The organism is Gordonia abscondita (genome assembly GCF_032711245.1).
Lineage (GTDB): Bacteria > Actinomycetota > Actinomycetes > Mycobacteriales > Mycobacteriaceae > Gordonia.
Window position 1 is genome coordinate 2,173,620 of record NZ_CP128986.1, and the last position, 15,969, is coordinate 2,189,588.

Annotated in this window: 13 protein-coding genes; 12 read left to right on the forward strand and 1 reads right to left on the reverse strand. The window is 66.5% G+C overall.

Translation table 11 applies throughout. The features are described 5' to 3' along the window. The first annotated feature begins 175 nt into the window (after positions 1–175). Complete coding sequence (locus MP11Mi_RS10245; protein ID WP_420038829.1) at positions 176–2,032, forward strand: ABC transporter ATP-binding protein; 1,857 nt, start codon at positions 176–178, stop codon at positions 2,030–2,032. Then, on the forward strand, positions 2,029–3,762 hold the full coding sequence (locus tag MP11Mi_RS10250; protein WP_420038830.1) for an ABC transporter ATP-binding protein: 1,734 nt from the start codon (positions 2,029–2,031) through the stop codon (positions 3,760–3,762). Before MP11Mi_RS10245 ends, MP11Mi_RS10250 begins: the two co-directional genes overlap by 4 nt. Positions 3,763–3,800: 38 nt before the next feature. Here MP11Mi_RS10250 and MP11Mi_RS10255 read toward each other — a convergent pair whose 3' ends face one another. Beyond that, complete coding sequence (locus MP11Mi_RS10255) at positions 3,801–4,499, reverse strand: siderophore-interacting protein (RefSeq protein ID WP_420038831.1); 699 nt, start codon at positions 4,497–4,499, stop codon at positions 3,801–3,803. 117 nt (positions 4,500–4,616) lie between these two features. On the opposite strand from MP11Mi_RS10255, the gene MP11Mi_RS10260 reads away from it, so the two are divergent. The 10 genes from MP11Mi_RS10260 (at position 4,617) to MP11Mi_RS10305 (ending at position 15,953) form a co-directional block, all read left to right on the forward strand. Continuing rightward, positions 4,617–6,275, forward strand: a complete 1,659-nt coding sequence (locus tag MP11Mi_RS10260) for a (2,3-dihydroxybenzoyl)adenylate synthase (protein WP_420038832.1) — start codon at positions 4,617–4,619, stop codon at positions 6,273–6,275. 7 nt (positions 6,276–6,282) lie between these two features. Further along, positions 6,283–7,767, forward strand: coding sequence for an AMP-binding protein (locus tag MP11Mi_RS10265; protein WP_420038833.1), 1,485 nt, complete (start codon positions 6,283–6,285; stop codon positions 7,765–7,767). Further along, entirely contained in the window at positions 7,764–8,042 is a 279-nt protein-coding gene (locus tag MP11Mi_RS10270) for an acyl carrier protein (RefSeq protein WP_420038834.1), read from the forward strand. Before MP11Mi_RS10265 ends, MP11Mi_RS10270 begins: the two co-directional genes overlap by 4 nt. Beyond that, positions 8,042–9,220 carry an acyl-CoA dehydrogenase family protein gene (locus MP11Mi_RS10275; RefSeq protein WP_420038835.1) on the forward strand — a complete coding sequence of 393 codons (1,179 nt, stop codon included), beginning with the start codon at positions 8,042–8,044 and terminating at the stop codon, positions 9,218–9,220. Before MP11Mi_RS10270 ends, MP11Mi_RS10275 begins: the two co-directional genes overlap by 1 nt. 1 nt (position 9,221) lies before the next feature. Next, positions 9,222–10,406 carry an acyl-CoA dehydrogenase family protein gene (locus MP11Mi_RS10280; RefSeq protein WP_420038836.1) on the forward strand — a complete coding sequence of 395 codons (1,185 nt, stop codon included), beginning with the start codon at positions 9,222–9,224 and terminating at the stop codon, positions 10,404–10,406. Positions 10,407–10,412: 6 nt separating this feature from the next. Continuing rightward, positions 10,413–11,189 carry an alpha/beta fold hydrolase gene (locus tag MP11Mi_RS10285; RefSeq protein WP_420038837.1) on the forward strand — a complete coding sequence of 259 codons (777 nt, stop codon included), beginning with the start codon at positions 10,413–10,415 and terminating at the stop codon, positions 11,187–11,189. Beyond that, positions 11,186–12,850, forward strand: a complete 1,665-nt coding sequence (gene mbtM, locus MP11Mi_RS10290; protein ID WP_420038838.1) for a long-chain-fatty acid--ACP ligase MbtM — start codon at positions 11,186–11,188, stop codon at positions 12,848–12,850. The genes MP11Mi_RS10285 and mbtM overlap by 4 nt, the downstream gene beginning before the upstream one ends. A gap of 2 nt (positions 12,851–12,852) precedes the next feature. Further along, positions 12,853–14,001: an acyl-CoA dehydrogenase family protein gene (locus MP11Mi_RS10295; RefSeq protein ID WP_420042069.1), complete on the forward strand. Its 1,149-nt coding sequence runs from the start codon at positions 12,853–12,855 to the stop codon at positions 13,999–14,001. A gap of 137 nt (positions 14,002–14,138) precedes the next feature. Continuing rightward, complete coding sequence (locus tag MP11Mi_RS10300; RefSeq protein WP_420038839.1) at positions 14,139–14,930, forward strand: hypothetical protein; 792 nt, start codon at positions 14,139–14,141, stop codon at positions 14,928–14,930. Positions 14,931–14,981: 51 nt separating this feature from the next. Next, positions 14,982–15,953, forward strand: coding sequence for an ABC transporter substrate-binding protein (locus MP11Mi_RS10305; RefSeq protein WP_420038840.1), 972 nt, complete (start codon positions 14,982–14,984; stop codon positions 15,951–15,953). Positions 15,954–15,969: the final 16 nt, after the last annotated feature.

The window sequence follows — 15,969 nt, forward strand, 5'->3', positions numbered from 1 at the left end:
TGTCCGGGAGCATGCGGATTCTGCACGTTCGGATCACGGCATCGGGCGATTACTTAGGTTAGGCTACAGCACTTAGGTTAGCCTAACGGATGTGGAACCCTATACGGTCAAGGGGTGCGCGGATGCGACCAGTTCGCGCGATACCAGTAGTTCGTGACCGACAGGAGACTCTGAGATGGCCGAAACCGTCGAACAGGGCGGCGGCTGGAACCTGACGAGCGTGTCCGACGCGCCGGTTCCCGACCGAGTAGCACTGCGCGCCCAAGCAAGACGGGACAAGATCGCGGCCAAGGAATTGTTGGCCCCGGTCGGATCGTCGATCTCGCTCGCGTCGATCCTCGTCGCAGTGTCGGCCATCGCGTCGGTGGTGCCGTTCATCCTCGTCGTCGAGGTCTGCCGCGAGTTGCTCCGCGCTGACACCGACACCGGCACCGTAACCGCGCTCGTCATCGCCGCGTTCGCGGTCGCGGTGTTCCGTGGCCTTCTGCAGATCATCGGGCTCGTCTGGACACACCGGATCGATGCCAGTTTCCAGCTCACGCTGCGCCGTCGGCTCGCGGCGAAGGCCAGCAGACTGCCGCTCGGCTGGTTCAACGAACGCACGTCCGGCGACGTCAAACGACTCCTGTCGGACGACGTCGAAGCGCTGCACTACCTCATCGCGCACGTTCGACTCGAATACGTGAGCGCGACGGTGACCCCCTTCGCGATCCTCGTCTATCTGTTCGTCGCCGACTGGCGGCTGGCTCTCGTCGCCCTCCTCCCCCTGGTCGGGTACGCGTTCGCGCTGAAGGCGATGATGAACCCCGAGTTCATGCGACTGCTCGGCGTGTTCACTCGAAGCAAGCGCGACGTCGACAGCACCGCGATCGAGTTCGTCGACGGCGTCGCCGTCATCCGCGCGTTCGGGCAGACCCGCAAGGCGTCGGCTGCCTTCTCCGCCGCGGTCGACCGTTACGCCGATGCGCTCGAGTCGTGGAAGTTGCCGATGACGCGTTTGCAGGCCATGGCCGACATGCTGCTGGCTCCGGTCTTCTCGATGTTCGTCATCACCGCCGCTGCGGTCGGCATGACGGCGCTCGACTGGATCGACCCGCTCGACCTGGTTCCGTTCCTACTCGTCGGGGTCGGACTCGGCGCGAGTTTCCTCGGCTTCGCATACGCCGGTCAGGCATTGCGCGAGGGGGCGGCTGCCGCCCGACGGATCACCGAGCTTGAAGCTCTGCCCGAACTCGCGCAGGCCCAGTCGAGCTCGGCAGGCCTCGACGCCGCTGGAGCCGTCCGGTTCGACGACGTCACATTCGGCTACAGCTCCGACACTCCAGTGCTCCACGAGATCGACCTGACGTTGGAGCCGGGTACCGTCACCGCGCTCGTCGGGCCGAGCGGCTCGGGTAAAACTACCCTCGCTCGTCTGCTCGCACGGTTCCACGACGTCGACGGCGGTGCGATCACGATCGACGGCCGCGACATCGCGGCCATGCCGCTGGCCGACCTGTACTCGATCGTCGGTTTCGTCTTCCAAGACGTGCACCTGATCGCGGGCACCGTCGCCGATAATCTGCGACTGGCGCGAGGGGACGCGAGCCCCCTCGACCTCGAGAACGCCGCCCGACTCGCGCAGATCCACGACCGGATCGTCGAACTCCCGCACGGCTACGACTCGGTGGTTGGCACCGACGTGAACTTCTCTGGCGGTGAGGCGCAACGACTCTCCATCGCACGGACGCTGTTGGCCGACAGTCGGGTACTCGTGCTCGACGAGGCCACCGCGTTCGCCGATCCCGAATCCGAGGCCGCGGTGCAGGACGCGCTCGCGTCGGTGATCGCCGACCGCACGGTTCTGGTGATCGCGCACCGCCTGCACACGGTCACCGACGTGGACCAGATCCTCGTGCTCGATGCCGGGCGAGTCGTCGAACGAGGTGTGCACGGCGACTTGGTGGCGGCGGGCGGACTCTATAGCCGCCTGTGGCAGTCCAATGAGGACGCCATGGCGACCCTCTCCGACGATCAGGAGGTCACTCGATGATCCGCAAGACTTTTGCGCTGGTCTCCGCTGACGACCAGTCAAAGATTCCATTGCATCTCGCGGCGACCGCGGTGTACGGCATCGCGCAGGCCGCGGCCTTCGTGCTGCTGGTCCCGTTGCTGAAGTCGCTGTTCGACGGCGACACCGGCCGGGCCGCGGTCTGGCTGGCTGTCCTGGCCGTCGTCGTCGTAGTCGCCGCGATTGCGGGCTACTTCCAGTCGCTGCTCGGCATGAAGGTAGCTGTCGGCATGGTTCGTGGCGTCTCGCACCGGCTCGGCGACCACCTCGCCGCGCTTCCGCTCGGGTGGTTCTCGGGGCGCTCCACCGCGTCGATCACCCGCACGGTGGTGGCCGATGTCTTCGAGATCATCGAGTTCTTCGCGCACCTGCTCGCAGTGATGGTGACCGGCGTCGTCGTCCCGGTCGGCATCGCGGTCGGCGTCATGTTCATTGATTGGCGTCTGGGCGTCATCATGTTCGTATCGCTGCCCGTCATGTCGGCTGTCGACAAGCTGGCGGGCCGCTCGTATCGGAGCGCCGACGACCGGCTGCACGAGAGCGCGGCGGAAGTGGATTCCCGAGTGTTGGAGTTCACCACGGCTCAACCGGTATTGCGTGCATTCGGCGCGGTCGGCGACCAGAACCGTGCGTTGGAGTCGGCACTGACCCGGCACCGCCGTGCGTCCGGCGGGTTGATCGCCGCGAGCGTGCCCGGCCTGGCGGCGTTCGCGATCGCCGTCCAGTTGGTGTTCGTCGCGCTGGTCTACGCGATCACTGTCTGGGCGACCGACGGTGACTTCGCCGCGGCGACGGCCGTCGGGCTGATCGTGGTGGCGTCGCGCTTTATCGATCCGGTGATTCAACTCACCCAGGTATCAACGTCCACGCGCCGTGCGGGTGCGGCCGCGGACCGGATTCACGAACTGCTGGACGCGCCCGAACTCCGCGACCCAGCGCACAGCGCCGTTCCCGCGGACAACTCGGTCTCCTTCGACAGCGTCTCGTTCGGCTACCAGTCGGGTGTTCGGGTCGCACGCGAGGTCTCGTTCACGGTCCCGGCGGGCACGACGACTGCGATCGTCGGTCCGAGCGGCTCAGGTAAGACGACCTTGCTGAGGTTGGCGGCCCGGTTCTATCCGGTGGACGGGGGAGCGGTCCGGATCGGGGGCGTCGACGTCGCCGATATGTCGTTGGAGGACTTGATGGCACAGGTCTCTCCGGTGTTCCAGGACGTCTACCTCTTCAACCAGACGATCGAGGAGAACATCCGGATAGGTCGGCCGGACGCCTCCGACGACGATGTCCGTCAGGCTGCGCGGGTCGCCGCCGTTGACGAGATTGTCGAACGGCTGCCGCAGGGGTGGGACACGGTGGTCGGTGAGCGCGGCGCGAACCTATCCGGCGGCGAACGTCAGCGGGTGTCGATCGCGCGGGCGCTTCTCAAGGACGCACCGATCGTTCTGCTCGACGAGGCGACGAGTGCGTTGGATCCGCACAACGAGGCGGTGGTCGTCCAGGGCTTGCGTGAGTTGACACAGGGCAAGACGGTCGTGGTGGTGGCACACAAGTTGTCGACGGTCGCGCACGCCGACCAGATCGTGGTGGTCGACGACGGCGCCGTCGTCGACCGCGGAACTCACGCCGAACTCTCGTCCCGGCAGGGTCGCTACGCTGATTTCGTCGCCCAGCGGGACCGCGCCCGCGGCTGGCGCCTTGCATCACGCGCGTGACACGGCCGCGGCGGCGGTGCCGAGATCGGGGGGAGCGCCTACTTCCAGTACGCGCGGCCCTTGATTGAGGCTTTGTCGATGCCGTGGCTGCGGAGGGACTTCATTACCGTCCGGGTGGTCATGGCATCGCAGGCGACCCAGGCGAAAGCACCGGGGGTCGGGGTCAGCTGTTCGGCGGCTTCGCGCAGGAGTTGACCGTCATTGACACGCTGGACCCAGGTGACATCGGTCGCCGGGGTCGAGCGCAGCGGTAGCCCTTTGTCGGTCGGGTACTGCCATTCGATCCACACGCGCGCCGGAACGTCGCCGATCGCGTCGAGCAGTGAGTTGATCGCCGGGAGTGACGCGGTGTCGCCGAAGACCACATACTCGCTCGGGGTGACGGCCGGTATCTCGAACTTGGAGCCCATCACAGTCGCGGCGATCTCGTCGCCCGGCCGCGCTTCGAGCGCCCAGCGGGCCGCGGGGCCTTTGTGGATCGCGAACTCCATGTGGAAGGTGTCGGCGTCGGCATTCGGATCGCACAGGGTGTAGCCGCGCTGCGCGACGTCGTCGCCGTCGGGAACCCACAGTCGGACCCACTGCGTCGGGTGGATCGGGTGATCGGCCAGCAGTCCGCCGCCGGTGAAGCCGACCCGCACGTACTGGTCGGTGATCTTCTGCGTGGACGTCACCGTCAACACGTAGTCGCTGCCGCCCATGGCCTTCAAGACGAGGCCACCGAAACCTTTACCCATGAGGCCACCCTAACCCGACGTGAGCCGAGATGTTAAGTTTAGGCTAGCCTCAGTTGCGGAGCCGGGTTGTGCGACGACCCTGAAGACGGCTCCCCTCCCACGCAGAAAGGGTGACCCATGACCACTGTCGACGATCACGTGCAGACCGCTACGATCCGGAGCCTGATTCCGGACTGGCCTGCCGACTTCGCCCAGCGCTACCGCGATCTCGGACTGTGGGAGGGCAAGACCTTCAGCACCCGTCTCGACGAGTGGGCCGACCTCTATGGCGCATCGACGGCGGTGGTCGACGGCGATCGCCGGGTCACCTACCGCGACCTCGCGACGCGTGCGACGCACTTCGCTCACGGTCTGCGAAGCGTCGGCGTCGGCCAGGGTGACGCAGTGCTCCTGCAACTGCCGAACTCGGTCGAGTTCATCATCGGCTGGTTCGCGTTGCAGCGACTCGGTGCGGTACCAGTCCACACCCAGCCCGGTCACCGTCACCTCGAAGTCAGTTATCTCGCCGGTGCGACTCGGGCCGTCGCCTACATCACCACCGACGAGTTCACCCGCTTCGACCACCGCGCCCTCGCGAGCCAGGTGGCCGACGAAGTGGAGTCGATGACATCGGTGATCATCGCGGGCGATCTCGGCGACTACGCCGGCGACGACCGCTTCTGCACCTTCGACTCCCTGTACGTCGACGACGACACTGGGCTCGACGATCCGGCAGACGCGTCGGACATCGCTCTGCTCCTCCTGTCCGGCGGTACGACGGGCATGCCCAAGCTCATCGGGCGCACCCACGACGACTACGCGTACAACTCGCGGGTCGCGGGAGACCGGAGCCGTCTGGACGCCGACAGTGTCTACCTCGCGATCCTGCCGATTGCGTTCAATTACACGTGGAACTGTCCGGGCATCCTGTCGACGTTCCGCGTCGGTGGCACTGTGGTCCTCGCGCCGAACCAGGATCCGGCGATGTGCTTCGAACTTATCGAGCGCGAGAAGGTCACCATGACCGCGATCAACCCGCAGCTCGCGCCGATGTGGCTTGACGAGCGTGAGTGGACCGAGAACGACCTCAGCTCGCTGAAGATCATCGAGATCGGGTCGGCCCGTCTGGCCGACTACGAGGCCCGCCGCATGATCGACGAGTTCGGTGCGACGCTTCAGCAGATCCTCGGCATGTCGGAGGGCCTGTTCTGCGCGACTCACCTCGACGACGACCCGGAACTGCTCGCCACCACCCAGGGCGTCCCGGTCTCCGAGTACGACGAGATCCGGGTGATCGACCCAGACGGCGTGGTGGTCCCGAACGGCGAGATCGGCGAACTAACCGTCCGCGGGCCGTACACGTTGCGTGGCTACTTCGACGCTCCGGAGCAGACCGCCAAGGCCATCACCGACGACGGCTTCTACCGCACTGGGGACCTCGTCCGACGGCTCGACAGCGGACACCTCATCGTCTCCGGCCGCATCAAGGACCAGATCAACCGCGGGGGTGAGAAGATCGCCGCCACCGAGGTGGAAGGCGCCCTGCTCGAACACCCCGGCATCCGGGCGGTGGCGATCCTCGGCGAGCCCGACGAGACGCTCGGCGAGCGGTCGGTGGCCTTCGTCGTTCTCGACGACGGTGCCGCCGAACTCACGCGCCGCGACCTCCAGACGTTCACTGAGTCGGTCGGCTTGTCGGCCTATAAGGCGCCCGACGTCGTGCGGATCATCGCGCAGATGCCGCTGACGCCACTCGGCAAAATGGACAAGAACGCGCTCCGTACCCTTCTCGACTGAGGCACACATGGACACCCTCTCGACTCCAACGACGGTCGGCGAACTCGCTACGATCCTCGACGATGCGGTGGCCGATCACCCCGAGGCCTGCGCCATCGCAACCGAGACCGACCACATCACCTACCGGGAACTGGGGCAACGGGTCGCCGTCCTCGCCGAACGTCTCCGCGAGACGGGCGTCGGACCCGGTCGCGCCGTCGGCGTTCACGTGCCGCGTTCGCCCGCGGCGATCATCGCAATCCACGCGGTCATCGCCACCGGAGCCGTCGTCGCGCCCCTCGACGTCAACGATCCGTCCGAACGCGTCAACGCACTCCTGGACCAGGCAGGCATCTCGCATCTGCTGGTGCGCGGCGGCGAACCGTCGTCGGTCGACGTCGGAGAAGGCGTCGCGGTGCGCGCTCGGGAGGTGAGACCGTCTCGCCTGGACTCCGGGTACCTACTGTTCACCTCGGGCAGCACCGGGGTCCCGAAGGGCGTACTCCTCTCGGCGGAGGCTGTCGCGCACTTCGCCCGGTGGGCCGCCCGCACGGCTGGTCTGACCGCCGAGGACCGGGTGGCCGCGCAGGCTGCGCTGACCTTCGACCTCAGCACGTTCGATGTGTTCTCCACGGCGGTCGCCGGCGCCACGGCGGTGATCCTCCCCGACTGGTTGAAGCCGTTTCCGGCGGACACCGTCGACTGGCTGGCCGAACAACGGATCACCACTGTCTACGCGGTCCCGACCTTGATGAAAGGGATCGTCGCGGCGGGCGCCCGATCAGCGACCCTGCCGACGTTGACCACCATCGTGTTCGCCGGCGAACCGTACCCGGTGGCCGCTCTGGCGGACCTTCTCGCCGCGTTCCCCGAGGCTCGCGTGCTCAATTGGTACGGCCCGACCGAGACCAATGTGTGCACCGCGCAGGACGTCCGACAGTGGCGGCCCGGCACGCCGGTTCCGATCGGAGCGGCCGTCGACGGCGTGCTCGTCGAGATCGTCGACGACGAGATCGTGGTCGCCGGCCCCACCTTGTTGACCGGCTACGTCGTCGACGGAGTCGTCTTCGACCCCGCCGTCGATGTCGTCTTCGACGACGGGAAGTGCAGGCGGGCCTACCGAACCGGCGACCACGCGTACCGCGACGACGCTGGCCGTCTGGTCCTCGTCGGGCGTGTCGACCGTCAGATCAAACGTCGCGGCTACCGCATCGACCTGTCCGGGATCGAGGCGATCGCCGCCGAAGCAGGTGCGACACACGGGGCCGCAGCCGTCGTCACCGGCTCCGACCAACACCTCACCCTGTTCGTCGACGTTGATGCGGCGTCGACGACCACCGTGCTCGGCGCCGTCGAACACGCTCTGCGAGACCGGTTGCCGACTTATTCGCAGCCTGATCGGATCGTCGCGCACTCGCCGTTGCCCACGAACCGTCGCGGCAAGATCGACCGGCCCCGCCTGGAAGAACTCGCAGCCGACATACTCACCAACCAGCAGGAGACACACTCATGACGCAGGACGACCTCGGACAGTTCACCATCGACGACGTGTGCGAGGTGGTGTCGGAGGCGATCGTCCGCCGGCACGGCGAGATTGACCCGATTGACGCAGACACGCAGATGCTGATCACCGGCATGCTCGACTCGCTCACCCTCGTGAACATCGTCGCCGACCTTGAGAAGCGGCTCGGACGAAAGCTCCCCGAAGACATGGTGGTCGCCCGCAACTTCCGCACCCCGACGACACTGCACGCGGCGCTGCACGCAGTGCTCGCGGAGAGTGTCTGATGACAGCCGCGACTCGCCCGACTGACGTGCCCCCAAACGATGTGGCCCCGACTGACGTCCCCGCAGCCGTGGCGGCGGAGGCCGCCGACATCGCCCCGTCCCTCGCGGACTTGAACTTCCGGGATGCGTGGCGCGCGCTGCTGTCCCTTCCATCAGTCTCGGCCGTCATGGCCGACTCGCTGCGCGGTGCGACCGGAGACGGAGTCGTCACCAATGCGGTCGAGGTGATCGAAGGACTCGGCCGTGCAGGCGTTCCCGCCGGTCTCTGTTACGCGTTCACCTCGCAGATCTTCGGCATCCAATGGCCGCTGTCGGTGTCTGCGCGCAAGCCGCTCGACCCGTACGTGGATGGCCTCGTCGACGGTTCGCTCGTGCTGTGCCACGCGCTCACCGAGGAGACAGGCGGCTCCGATCCGCTGTCCATGCGAACCGCAGCCACGGTGACCGACGGCGGGTATCGGGTCGATGGTCGCAAGGCGTATGTGACCGCCGCGCCCGAAGCGGATCTGATCCTGACCTTCGCCCGCACCGACGAGGCGCGTCACCCGTTCGCGTTGAGTTCGTTCCTGATCCCCGCGGACCGACCGGGTGTCACCCGCACCGAGCCGTTCGCCAAGGTCGCGCTCACCGAGGTGCCGATGGGTGCCATCGACTTCGACGGTGTGGCCGTGACCGACGCCGACATGGTGGCCGCGGAAGGATCGGGGCTCGCCTTCCTGTCGAGCACGACGACGTGGGAGCGCGCGCTGCTGATGAGTTACGCGCTCGGCGGCATGCACGCCACCATCGAACGGGTCGTCGGCTGGTTGCGCGACCGGGAACAGTTCGGTCGCAGTCTCGGCTCGAACCCGCTCGTCGCGTCGCGTGTCTCGGATCTCGCAATCATCCGTTACCGCGTCCGCGCTCTCGTCTACGATATGGCGCGCCGCATCGACGAAGGCTCAACGCCGTTGAGCGCATTGTCGACGGATGCGGCACAGGTCAAGATTTCGTGCGCGCAGGACCTGCTCGCGTTCGAGACGGCTGCCGCGCCGCTGTTCGGTGCGCGCTCGGTGATCGCCGACTCCGGTTACGGGATCAATATGACCAGTGCGATCGCGGCGTCGATCTATGCGGGCACCAACGACCTGCTGCGGGTGTCCATCGCCCGTGACCTCGGACTTCCGGTGGAGAACTGACATGACGATTGCTGTATACCCTGTCGACACCGCGCTCGGTCTCGCCGCGTCGATCACGCCGCGTCTGGCCGAATTGGCCGATCCCATCGATCGGGGCGAGACGCCGCCGCAGGTCGCCTACGACCTGATCCGGGAGTCTGGCCTGCTCACCGCGATGATTCCGATCGAGAGCGGCGGGCTCGGTCTCGACTTCGCCGGCTACACGCGCGTCCTCAGCGAACTCGCTGCGGCGAATGGCGCGATCGCCCTCGGCTTCAATATGCATAATGTGGCGATCGGTTCTCTGTTCGAAGCCGACGTCGACGCACTCGGATCGACCGGCGTCGCTTTCCGCGACTGGGTCATCGACCAGGTTGTTGGCGGCCGCAAGATGTTCGCGTCGGCGGCGTCTGAGCCGACGACCGGTGCACGGCTGCGAGGAATCTCGACCGTCTATCGCCGCGACGGCGACGTGTACGTCCTCGACGGGCACAAGTCGTTCGTGTCGCTGTCCGGGGTCGCCGACTACTATGTTGTGACCGCACGGCCCCACGACGACGACTCCGATGTCGAAGTGTCGCATTTCGTGGTGAGCGCTGACGATCCCGGCGTCTCGTTCTCGACCGAATGGGCCGGCACCGCGCTACGCGGCACGTCGACCGCGCAGATGTTCCTGTCCGACACTAGGATTCGGGCTGACCGACTGTTCTTGGGCGTCGAGGGAATGTCCCTGTTCAAAGCCGTCCGCGACCCCCATTGGATGGCGGCCGGCTATCTCGGGGCCTATCTGGGTCTGGCGGAGGCGATCGTCGACTTCGCGGCGCGACGACTCGGCGCCGACGAACGACGACGGGGTCAGCAGGCCGACGTTCAGCGTCTAGGCGCGATGACGGTCGCACTTCAGGCGACGCGGGCGTTGACGATGGCGGCCGCGCGCGGCGTCGTCGACCGACGATCGGATCAGGCGACCAACGCGACCGTGTACGCGGCCAAACACCATCTGGGCGAGACCGCGCAGTCGTTGGCCGCGCAGTCCGTCGCTCTCGTCGGGTCGGCCGCGATGGCCGCCGACGGGCCGATGCAGCGACTGCTCCGCGAAGTGCAGTTCTGCTCGATCATGCCCGCGAAGCCGGCCGACTGCCTCGACTACGTCGGCAAGGCGACGTTGGGCGTCAACATGTTCGACGTCTCCAATCACGGATGGTGACCGGCGATGCCGACTCTGCCACATCCGCGCGGTGACCTCGAATACGTTCTACTCGACGGCGACCCCGACCTGCCGACCCTGGTGTTCCTGCACGAAGGACTCGGATCTGCTGGACAGTGGGGACGATTCCCGTCGCTGGTCAGCAGGGCGACCGGGATGCGCGCGCTCGTCTACTCGCGGCACGGTTACGGCGGCTCGGGCGGCGACGGTCTGCACGGAGCCGACTACATGCACCGCGAGGGGGTCGACGTGCTCCCCGAGGTACTCGACGCGCTCGGCATCGACACCCCGTTCCTGGTCGGGCACAGCGATGGCGCGTCGATCGCGGCCATCAACGCCAGCGCGCACGCGGTGCGGGCCGCGGTGCTGATCGCACCGCACATCGTCGTCGAGGATGCGACGTTGAACGGGATCCGCGACACCGCGGCCCGGTTCGCCGAACATGTCCGCCCGTCGTTGGCGATGTTCCACGACGATCCCGACGACTTGTTCGCGCGGTGGTCGGGCGTCTGGCTCTCCGAGGAGTTCTCGGCGTTCGACCTCACCGATCTGTTACCGAACATCGATGCTCCGCTGCTCGTCGTCCAAGGAGTCGATGACGAGTACGGCACCCAGATCCACGTCGACGCGGTCGCCGAACACGCGTCGGGGACGGTCCAGACCCGTCTGCTCGCAGGCCACGGGCACCATCCGCACATGAAAGATCCCGAGGCGATCGCTGTGCTGATCGCCGACTTCGCACACGTGTCCCTCTCGAGAAGTAAGACGAAAGAAGCGTTATGACGCCGACGACTGTGATTGACGAGACCGGAGCGCCGAGTGCGTTCACCGCACCGTTCAGCAGGGCCATGCTCAGCAGTGATCAGTCGCTGTCGGTCCTCGACTCCGAGACCGGTGAGTGGGAGACCCGCACCTGGCGTGACGTGCACGCTCGAGCCGTCGAGATCGCCGTTACGCTCGTCGCCGCGAGGGGAGAAGGCGCGCCGCGATCGTCACAGGTCACCCACGTCGGCCTGATCGGGGACCCGACCGTCGACCTGATCGCCGCGATCCAGGGTGCCTGGCTCGCGGGTGCGGCCGTGTCGATCCTGCCGGGTCCGATCCGTGGCGCCGACGAGAAGCGGTGGGCGGACGCAACGTACGCGCGTTTCGCAGGCATCGGTGTCGGCACTGTCCTCGGTGGCGGTTCGCAGTTCGACCTCCTCACGGCAGTCGACGGCGACCTGCGTCTCGCCGCCGCCCGCGAATACGGTGTCGGAGCCGATACCGACGACTTCGTCCCCGTCGAAGCGGGCCCCGACGGGCCCGCCGTTCTGCAGGGCACCGCGGGTTCCACGGGCGAGCCGAAGACAGCTGTGCTGCCGGAGGCCTCGGTCCACACCAACACCGCCGAACTCGTCGCTCGTCTCGGCATGCATCACAGCCGGGATATCGGCTTCAGTTGGCTGCCGCTCTACCACGACATGGGGCTGACCTTCCTGCTCGCGGCCATGGGGTCGGGGTTCCAGACGTACATCGTGCCGAACTCGGCGTTCGCGGCCGCACCGTTCAAATGGTTGGAATGGCTCACCGACACCAAGGCGACCGTCACTGCGGCGCCTAACTTCGCTTACGACATCCTGGGCCGCTACGGGCGGCTCCTGCAGTCGGCGGACCTGAGCAATCTGCGCGTCGCGATCAGCGGCGGCGAACCGATTGATCCGGACGCCTTCGACAAGTTTCTCGCCGAGACCGAACGCTTCGGGTTCGACCCGGCGGCGGCGGCGCCCGCGTACGGTATGGCCGAGTCGACGTGCGCGGTCACCATGCCCGTGACCGGCGAGGGCGCAGCCTACGACGAGGTGACCGTCACTGCGCCGGGTGACAACTCCGAAACCCGACGTCGCCGCTACGCGATCCTCGGAAAACCGTTGGACGGCATGGAGATCCGCATCGTCGAGCCGAACGTCGACGTGCCGTTGATCGACGACCGGGAGGTCGGTCGCGTCGAGATCCGCGGCTCGTCGATGATGCGCGGATACCTCGGCCATCCGCCGCTCGGAGAAGGCGAGTGGTTCGACACCGGCGATCTCGGGTACCTCCTCGACGGACGCCTCGTGATCTGCGGGCGAGCCAAGGAGATCGTGATCGTCGCTGGACGGAACTTGTTCCCCGTTGAGGTCGAGCGGGCCGCGGCGTCGGTCGACGGCGTCAAACGTGGCGGAGTCGTCGCGATGGCCCGCGACGAGGGCTCGTCGCGGCCGGGGCTGGTCGTGGTCGCCGAGTATCGGAGCGGCGACCCCGCCGCGACCCGGTCGGCGGTTATCTCCGCAGTCGCAACCGAATGCGGAATCGTCCCGGCCGACGTGATCCTCCTCGAACCCGGAACCGTGCCGCGCACGACGTCCGGCAAGCTGCGGCGCCTTGAGACAAAGCAGATGGTGAACGCGGGGACCCTGTCGTGACCATGTCGCTCGACGAGTACCGTGCCCTCCTCGACGACGTCTTCGACGACGAGCTCCGCTCGTGGGTCGAGGAGGCCGAGATCGCCGAACGCTTCCCGCGCAAGCTCCTCGAGAAACTCGGGGCGGCAGGTGTCTTCACCGAGAAGTGGGGCGATGACAAGAAGCCGGACCTGGCGAGACTCTTCGCACTGGGGAACAGCCTCGGACGTCAGGGATCGGCCGGAATCAGTGTCGGCGTGAGCTTGCACGACTCGGCGATCTCCGTGCTGCGGCGTTTCGGCGGGCGATCGGAGACGCTGCGCCGAGTCGCCGACGAAGCGATCCGCGGCGAATCCGTTCTGTGCCTGGCCGCGTCGGAGTCGTCGGGCGGATCAGATCTTCAGATAGTCGAGACGACCATCCGCACCGCCGACGACGGGCTGCACGTCGTCGGACGCAAGAAGTTCGTGTCGCTCTCGCCGATCGCCGACTACATCCTCGTGGTGGCGCGCAGCGTTGACCAGGATCCGGACAGCACCCACGGCAATGTGGCGCTCGTGCTCGTCCCGACCTCGCAAGTCGTCGTCGAACCGCCCTATCGCAAAGCCAGTGCCGGGCCGTTGGACACCGCGGCCGTCACCATCGACACCGTCGTGCCCACCGACCATCTGATCGCGCGCGCCGGAACCGGGCTCGCGGCGGTCAGCTGGGGTCTCGCGCACGAACGGCTGTCGATCGCGGCGCAGGTGGCGTCGTCGTGCGACACCGTGATCGGTGTGACCCTCGCGCGAATGCACGAGCGCACCCAGTTCGGCAAGACCTTGTTCGAGCATCAGGCATTGCGCCTGCGAGTCGCCGACCTGCAGTCGCGCGTCGACATGCTCCGGTACGCGCTCGACGGAATCGCGGCAGGCGGCAGGATGGATCTGCGGACCGCTGCGGCGATGAAGGTGTCGGCTGCCCGGCTGGGGGAGGAGGTCGTCTCCGAGTGCATGCACCTGTTCGGCGGCTCCGGATTCCTCACCGATGAGACTCCGCTCGCCCGGTGGTGGCGTGACATGAAACTCGCTCGCGTGGGTGGCGGCACCGATGAAGTGTTGTGGGAACTCGTCGCCGCGTCGATGAGACCGGACGTCGTCGGATACCGGAGGTTCGCCGGGTCCATCACGTGACGCAGACCGAGATGTGACACGGATCGTATTGCTCAAACCCGACAGGTCGGGTTTGAATGTTGCCTGAGGTTCAGGTTAGCCTGACCTATATTATCTGAGCGGGGCCTTCCGTGTCCCGACGATGAATGGAGACACGCATGTCGCAGGGAGACTCGTTCGGGGAGCAGCCGTACGTTGACGAGCCCTACGCGCAGCCGCAGCCCGACGACAAGTCCGGTTCGAAGGTCAACGTCCCGACGATCCTGGCGTCCGCGGGTATCGCGGCCGTCATCTCGGCGCTGATTGTCACCATCGGCGTCGTCGGGCTCGCCACGTCCGACAAGTTCGGCAACGACACCGCGGCCGCGCAGCCGACCGTCGTCAACCTCGGTAGCGCCCAGGGCACGAACGGCGTCACCACTCCGCAGAACACCGGCGACCAGGCCGCGGGCACGACAGTCGCAGGTGCCCCGACCGAGAACGTCCCCGAGAGCAACGGCGACGCGGGCACGGGAACGGGCACCCAGGGCACCGACGCCGGAAACGGCACCGCGCCGCAGCCGGCCGGTGCCGGCCAGGGCGGTACGACGTCGTCGACGCCCGCACCGCTGAATGCGGGGCAGCTCAACACCAAGGTCAAGACCATCATGAACACCGGTGCGTCGAACACGGCGCGTGCCGACGAACTGCAGGGCGGTCAGCAGGCGCTCGGATCAGTGAACGCTGTCGCCCAGATGCTGCAGGTCAGCGGAGCCGGATTCAGTTACAAGGTCGTCGGGCCGGTCTCCCAGAACGGGACCACGCTCAATGCGCGTCTGCAGATGTCGCTGGTCGGCAATGGTTCGCGCTACCTCGACCTGAGCTGGGTGTGGGTCGACAACAAGTGGAAGCTGTCCAATAAGAGTGTCTGCGCGATCGCCGAATACGCGACGCTCAAGTGCACAGTCTGATTCGTCGAAACCCTTTCGTCACTCGACGGAACGCAGAGTAGGAGAAACCCGATGGCCAGGCTTAAATCGAGTCTTGTTCTCATCATCATCGCTGTCGCCGCACTCGTCGTGGGCGCGTGCTCGTCGCCCGACGACGACGCGGCCGCGCCCGTCAAGATCAACCTGCCCGACGGCCGCACCGTCGACATCCCGGATACGCCGACGCGCATCGTGACGCTCGGTGGACAATGGACCGACGTCGCGCTGTCGTTCGGTGTGACCCCCGTCGGGTACTTCGACTCGCAGGAGGTCCAGACCGGAAAGAAGGCTCCGTGGTTCGGTGACAAGCTCAACGACTCGGTCCTGGTCAACCCGAATGACGACCTCGTCGGATCGGTCGCCAAGCTCGAACCAAACCTGATCCTGGCTCCGGGGTTCGCGTCGATGGCCGACGGCTTCGACAAGCTTCAGGCGATGGCGCCGACGATCGACAAGATCAGCGGCGAGCAGGTCGACCCCTGGCAGGACATGGTTACGCTGATGGGCACCATCCTGCACCAGCCGGAGAAGGCCAAGGAGATCATCGGCGGCGTCGACGCCAAGATCAAGGCGCTCGCCGACGAATTCCCCGGCCTTAAAGGCAAGACGTATTCGTTCGCATACCTTTACGGTTCGGATCAGATCTCGGTGCTCGGTGACGAGTCCGACGGATCGGCCAAACTCTTCTCGCAGTTGGGGCTGAAGATGTCGCCGACGGCGGTCCGTGAGTCGAAGAAGACCGGGCAGCCGCGGTTCCAGATCAGTACCGAGAACGTGAACCTCCTCGATTCCGATTTCCTTGTCGCCGCCAGCCAGACGCCGAAGCTGCAGGAGCGCGTCGAAGGTCTGCCCGGCTACAAAAGCCTGACATCGGTCAAGACCGGTGCGGTCGCGATGCTGTCGACGCTCGAGATCACCGGTCTCAATGAGCCGTCGCCCAACTCGATCCCCTACGCCTTCGACCACATGAAGCCGGCGCTGAAAGCCGCATCCGACGCAAAGTAAGGCCGTAGTTCCGCAG

What these genes read in the sequence shown, in the direction of transcription:
- MP11Mi_RS10250 (WP_420038830.1), top strand. Translation starts at nt 2,029, where the DNA reads ATGATCCGCAAGACTTTTGCGCTGGTCTCCGCTGACGACCAGTCAAAG.
- MP11Mi_RS10265 (WP_420038833.1), top strand. Translation starts at nt 6,283, where the DNA reads ATGGACACCCTCTCGACTCCAACGACGGTCGGCGAACTCGCTACGATC.
- MP11Mi_RS10255 (WP_420038831.1), bottom strand. Translation starts at nt 4,499, where the DNA reads ATGGGTAAAGGTTTCGGTGGCCTCGTCTTGAAGGCCATGGGCGGCAGC.
- MP11Mi_RS10280 (WP_420038836.1), top strand. Translation starts at nt 9,222, where the DNA reads ATGACGATTGCTGTATACCCTGTCGACACCGCGCTCGGTCTCGCCGCG.
- MP11Mi_RS10295 (WP_420042069.1), top strand. Translation starts at nt 12,853, where the DNA reads ATGTCGCTCGACGAGTACCGTGCCCTCCTCGACGACGTCTTCGACGAC.
- MP11Mi_RS10245 (WP_420038829.1), top strand. Translation starts at nt 176, where the DNA reads ATGGCCGAAACCGTCGAACAGGGCGGCGGCTGGAACCTGACGAGCGTG.
- MP11Mi_RS10270 (WP_420038834.1), top strand. Translation starts at nt 7,764, where the DNA reads ATGACGCAGGACGACCTCGGACAGTTCACCATCGACGACGTGTGCGAG.
- mbtM (WP_420038838.1), top strand. Translation starts at nt 11,186, where the DNA reads ATGACGCCGACGACTGTGATTGACGAGACCGGAGCGCCGAGTGCGTTC.
- MP11Mi_RS10305 (WP_420038840.1), top strand. Translation starts at nt 14,982, where the DNA reads ATGGCCAGGCTTAAATCGAGTCTTGTTCTCATCATCATCGCTGTCGCC.
- MP11Mi_RS10260 (WP_420038832.1), top strand. Translation starts at nt 4,617, where the DNA reads ATGACCACTGTCGACGATCACGTGCAGACCGCTACGATCCGGAGCCTG.
- MP11Mi_RS10300 (WP_420038839.1), top strand. Translation starts at nt 14,139, where the DNA reads ATGTCGCAGGGAGACTCGTTCGGGGAGCAGCCGTACGTTGACGAGCCC.
- MP11Mi_RS10285 (WP_420038837.1), top strand. Translation starts at nt 10,413, where the DNA reads ATGCCGACTCTGCCACATCCGCGCGGTGACCTCGAATACGTTCTACTC.
- MP11Mi_RS10275 (WP_420038835.1), top strand. Translation starts at nt 8,042, where the DNA reads ATGACAGCCGCGACTCGCCCGACTGACGTGCCCCCAAACGATGTGGCC.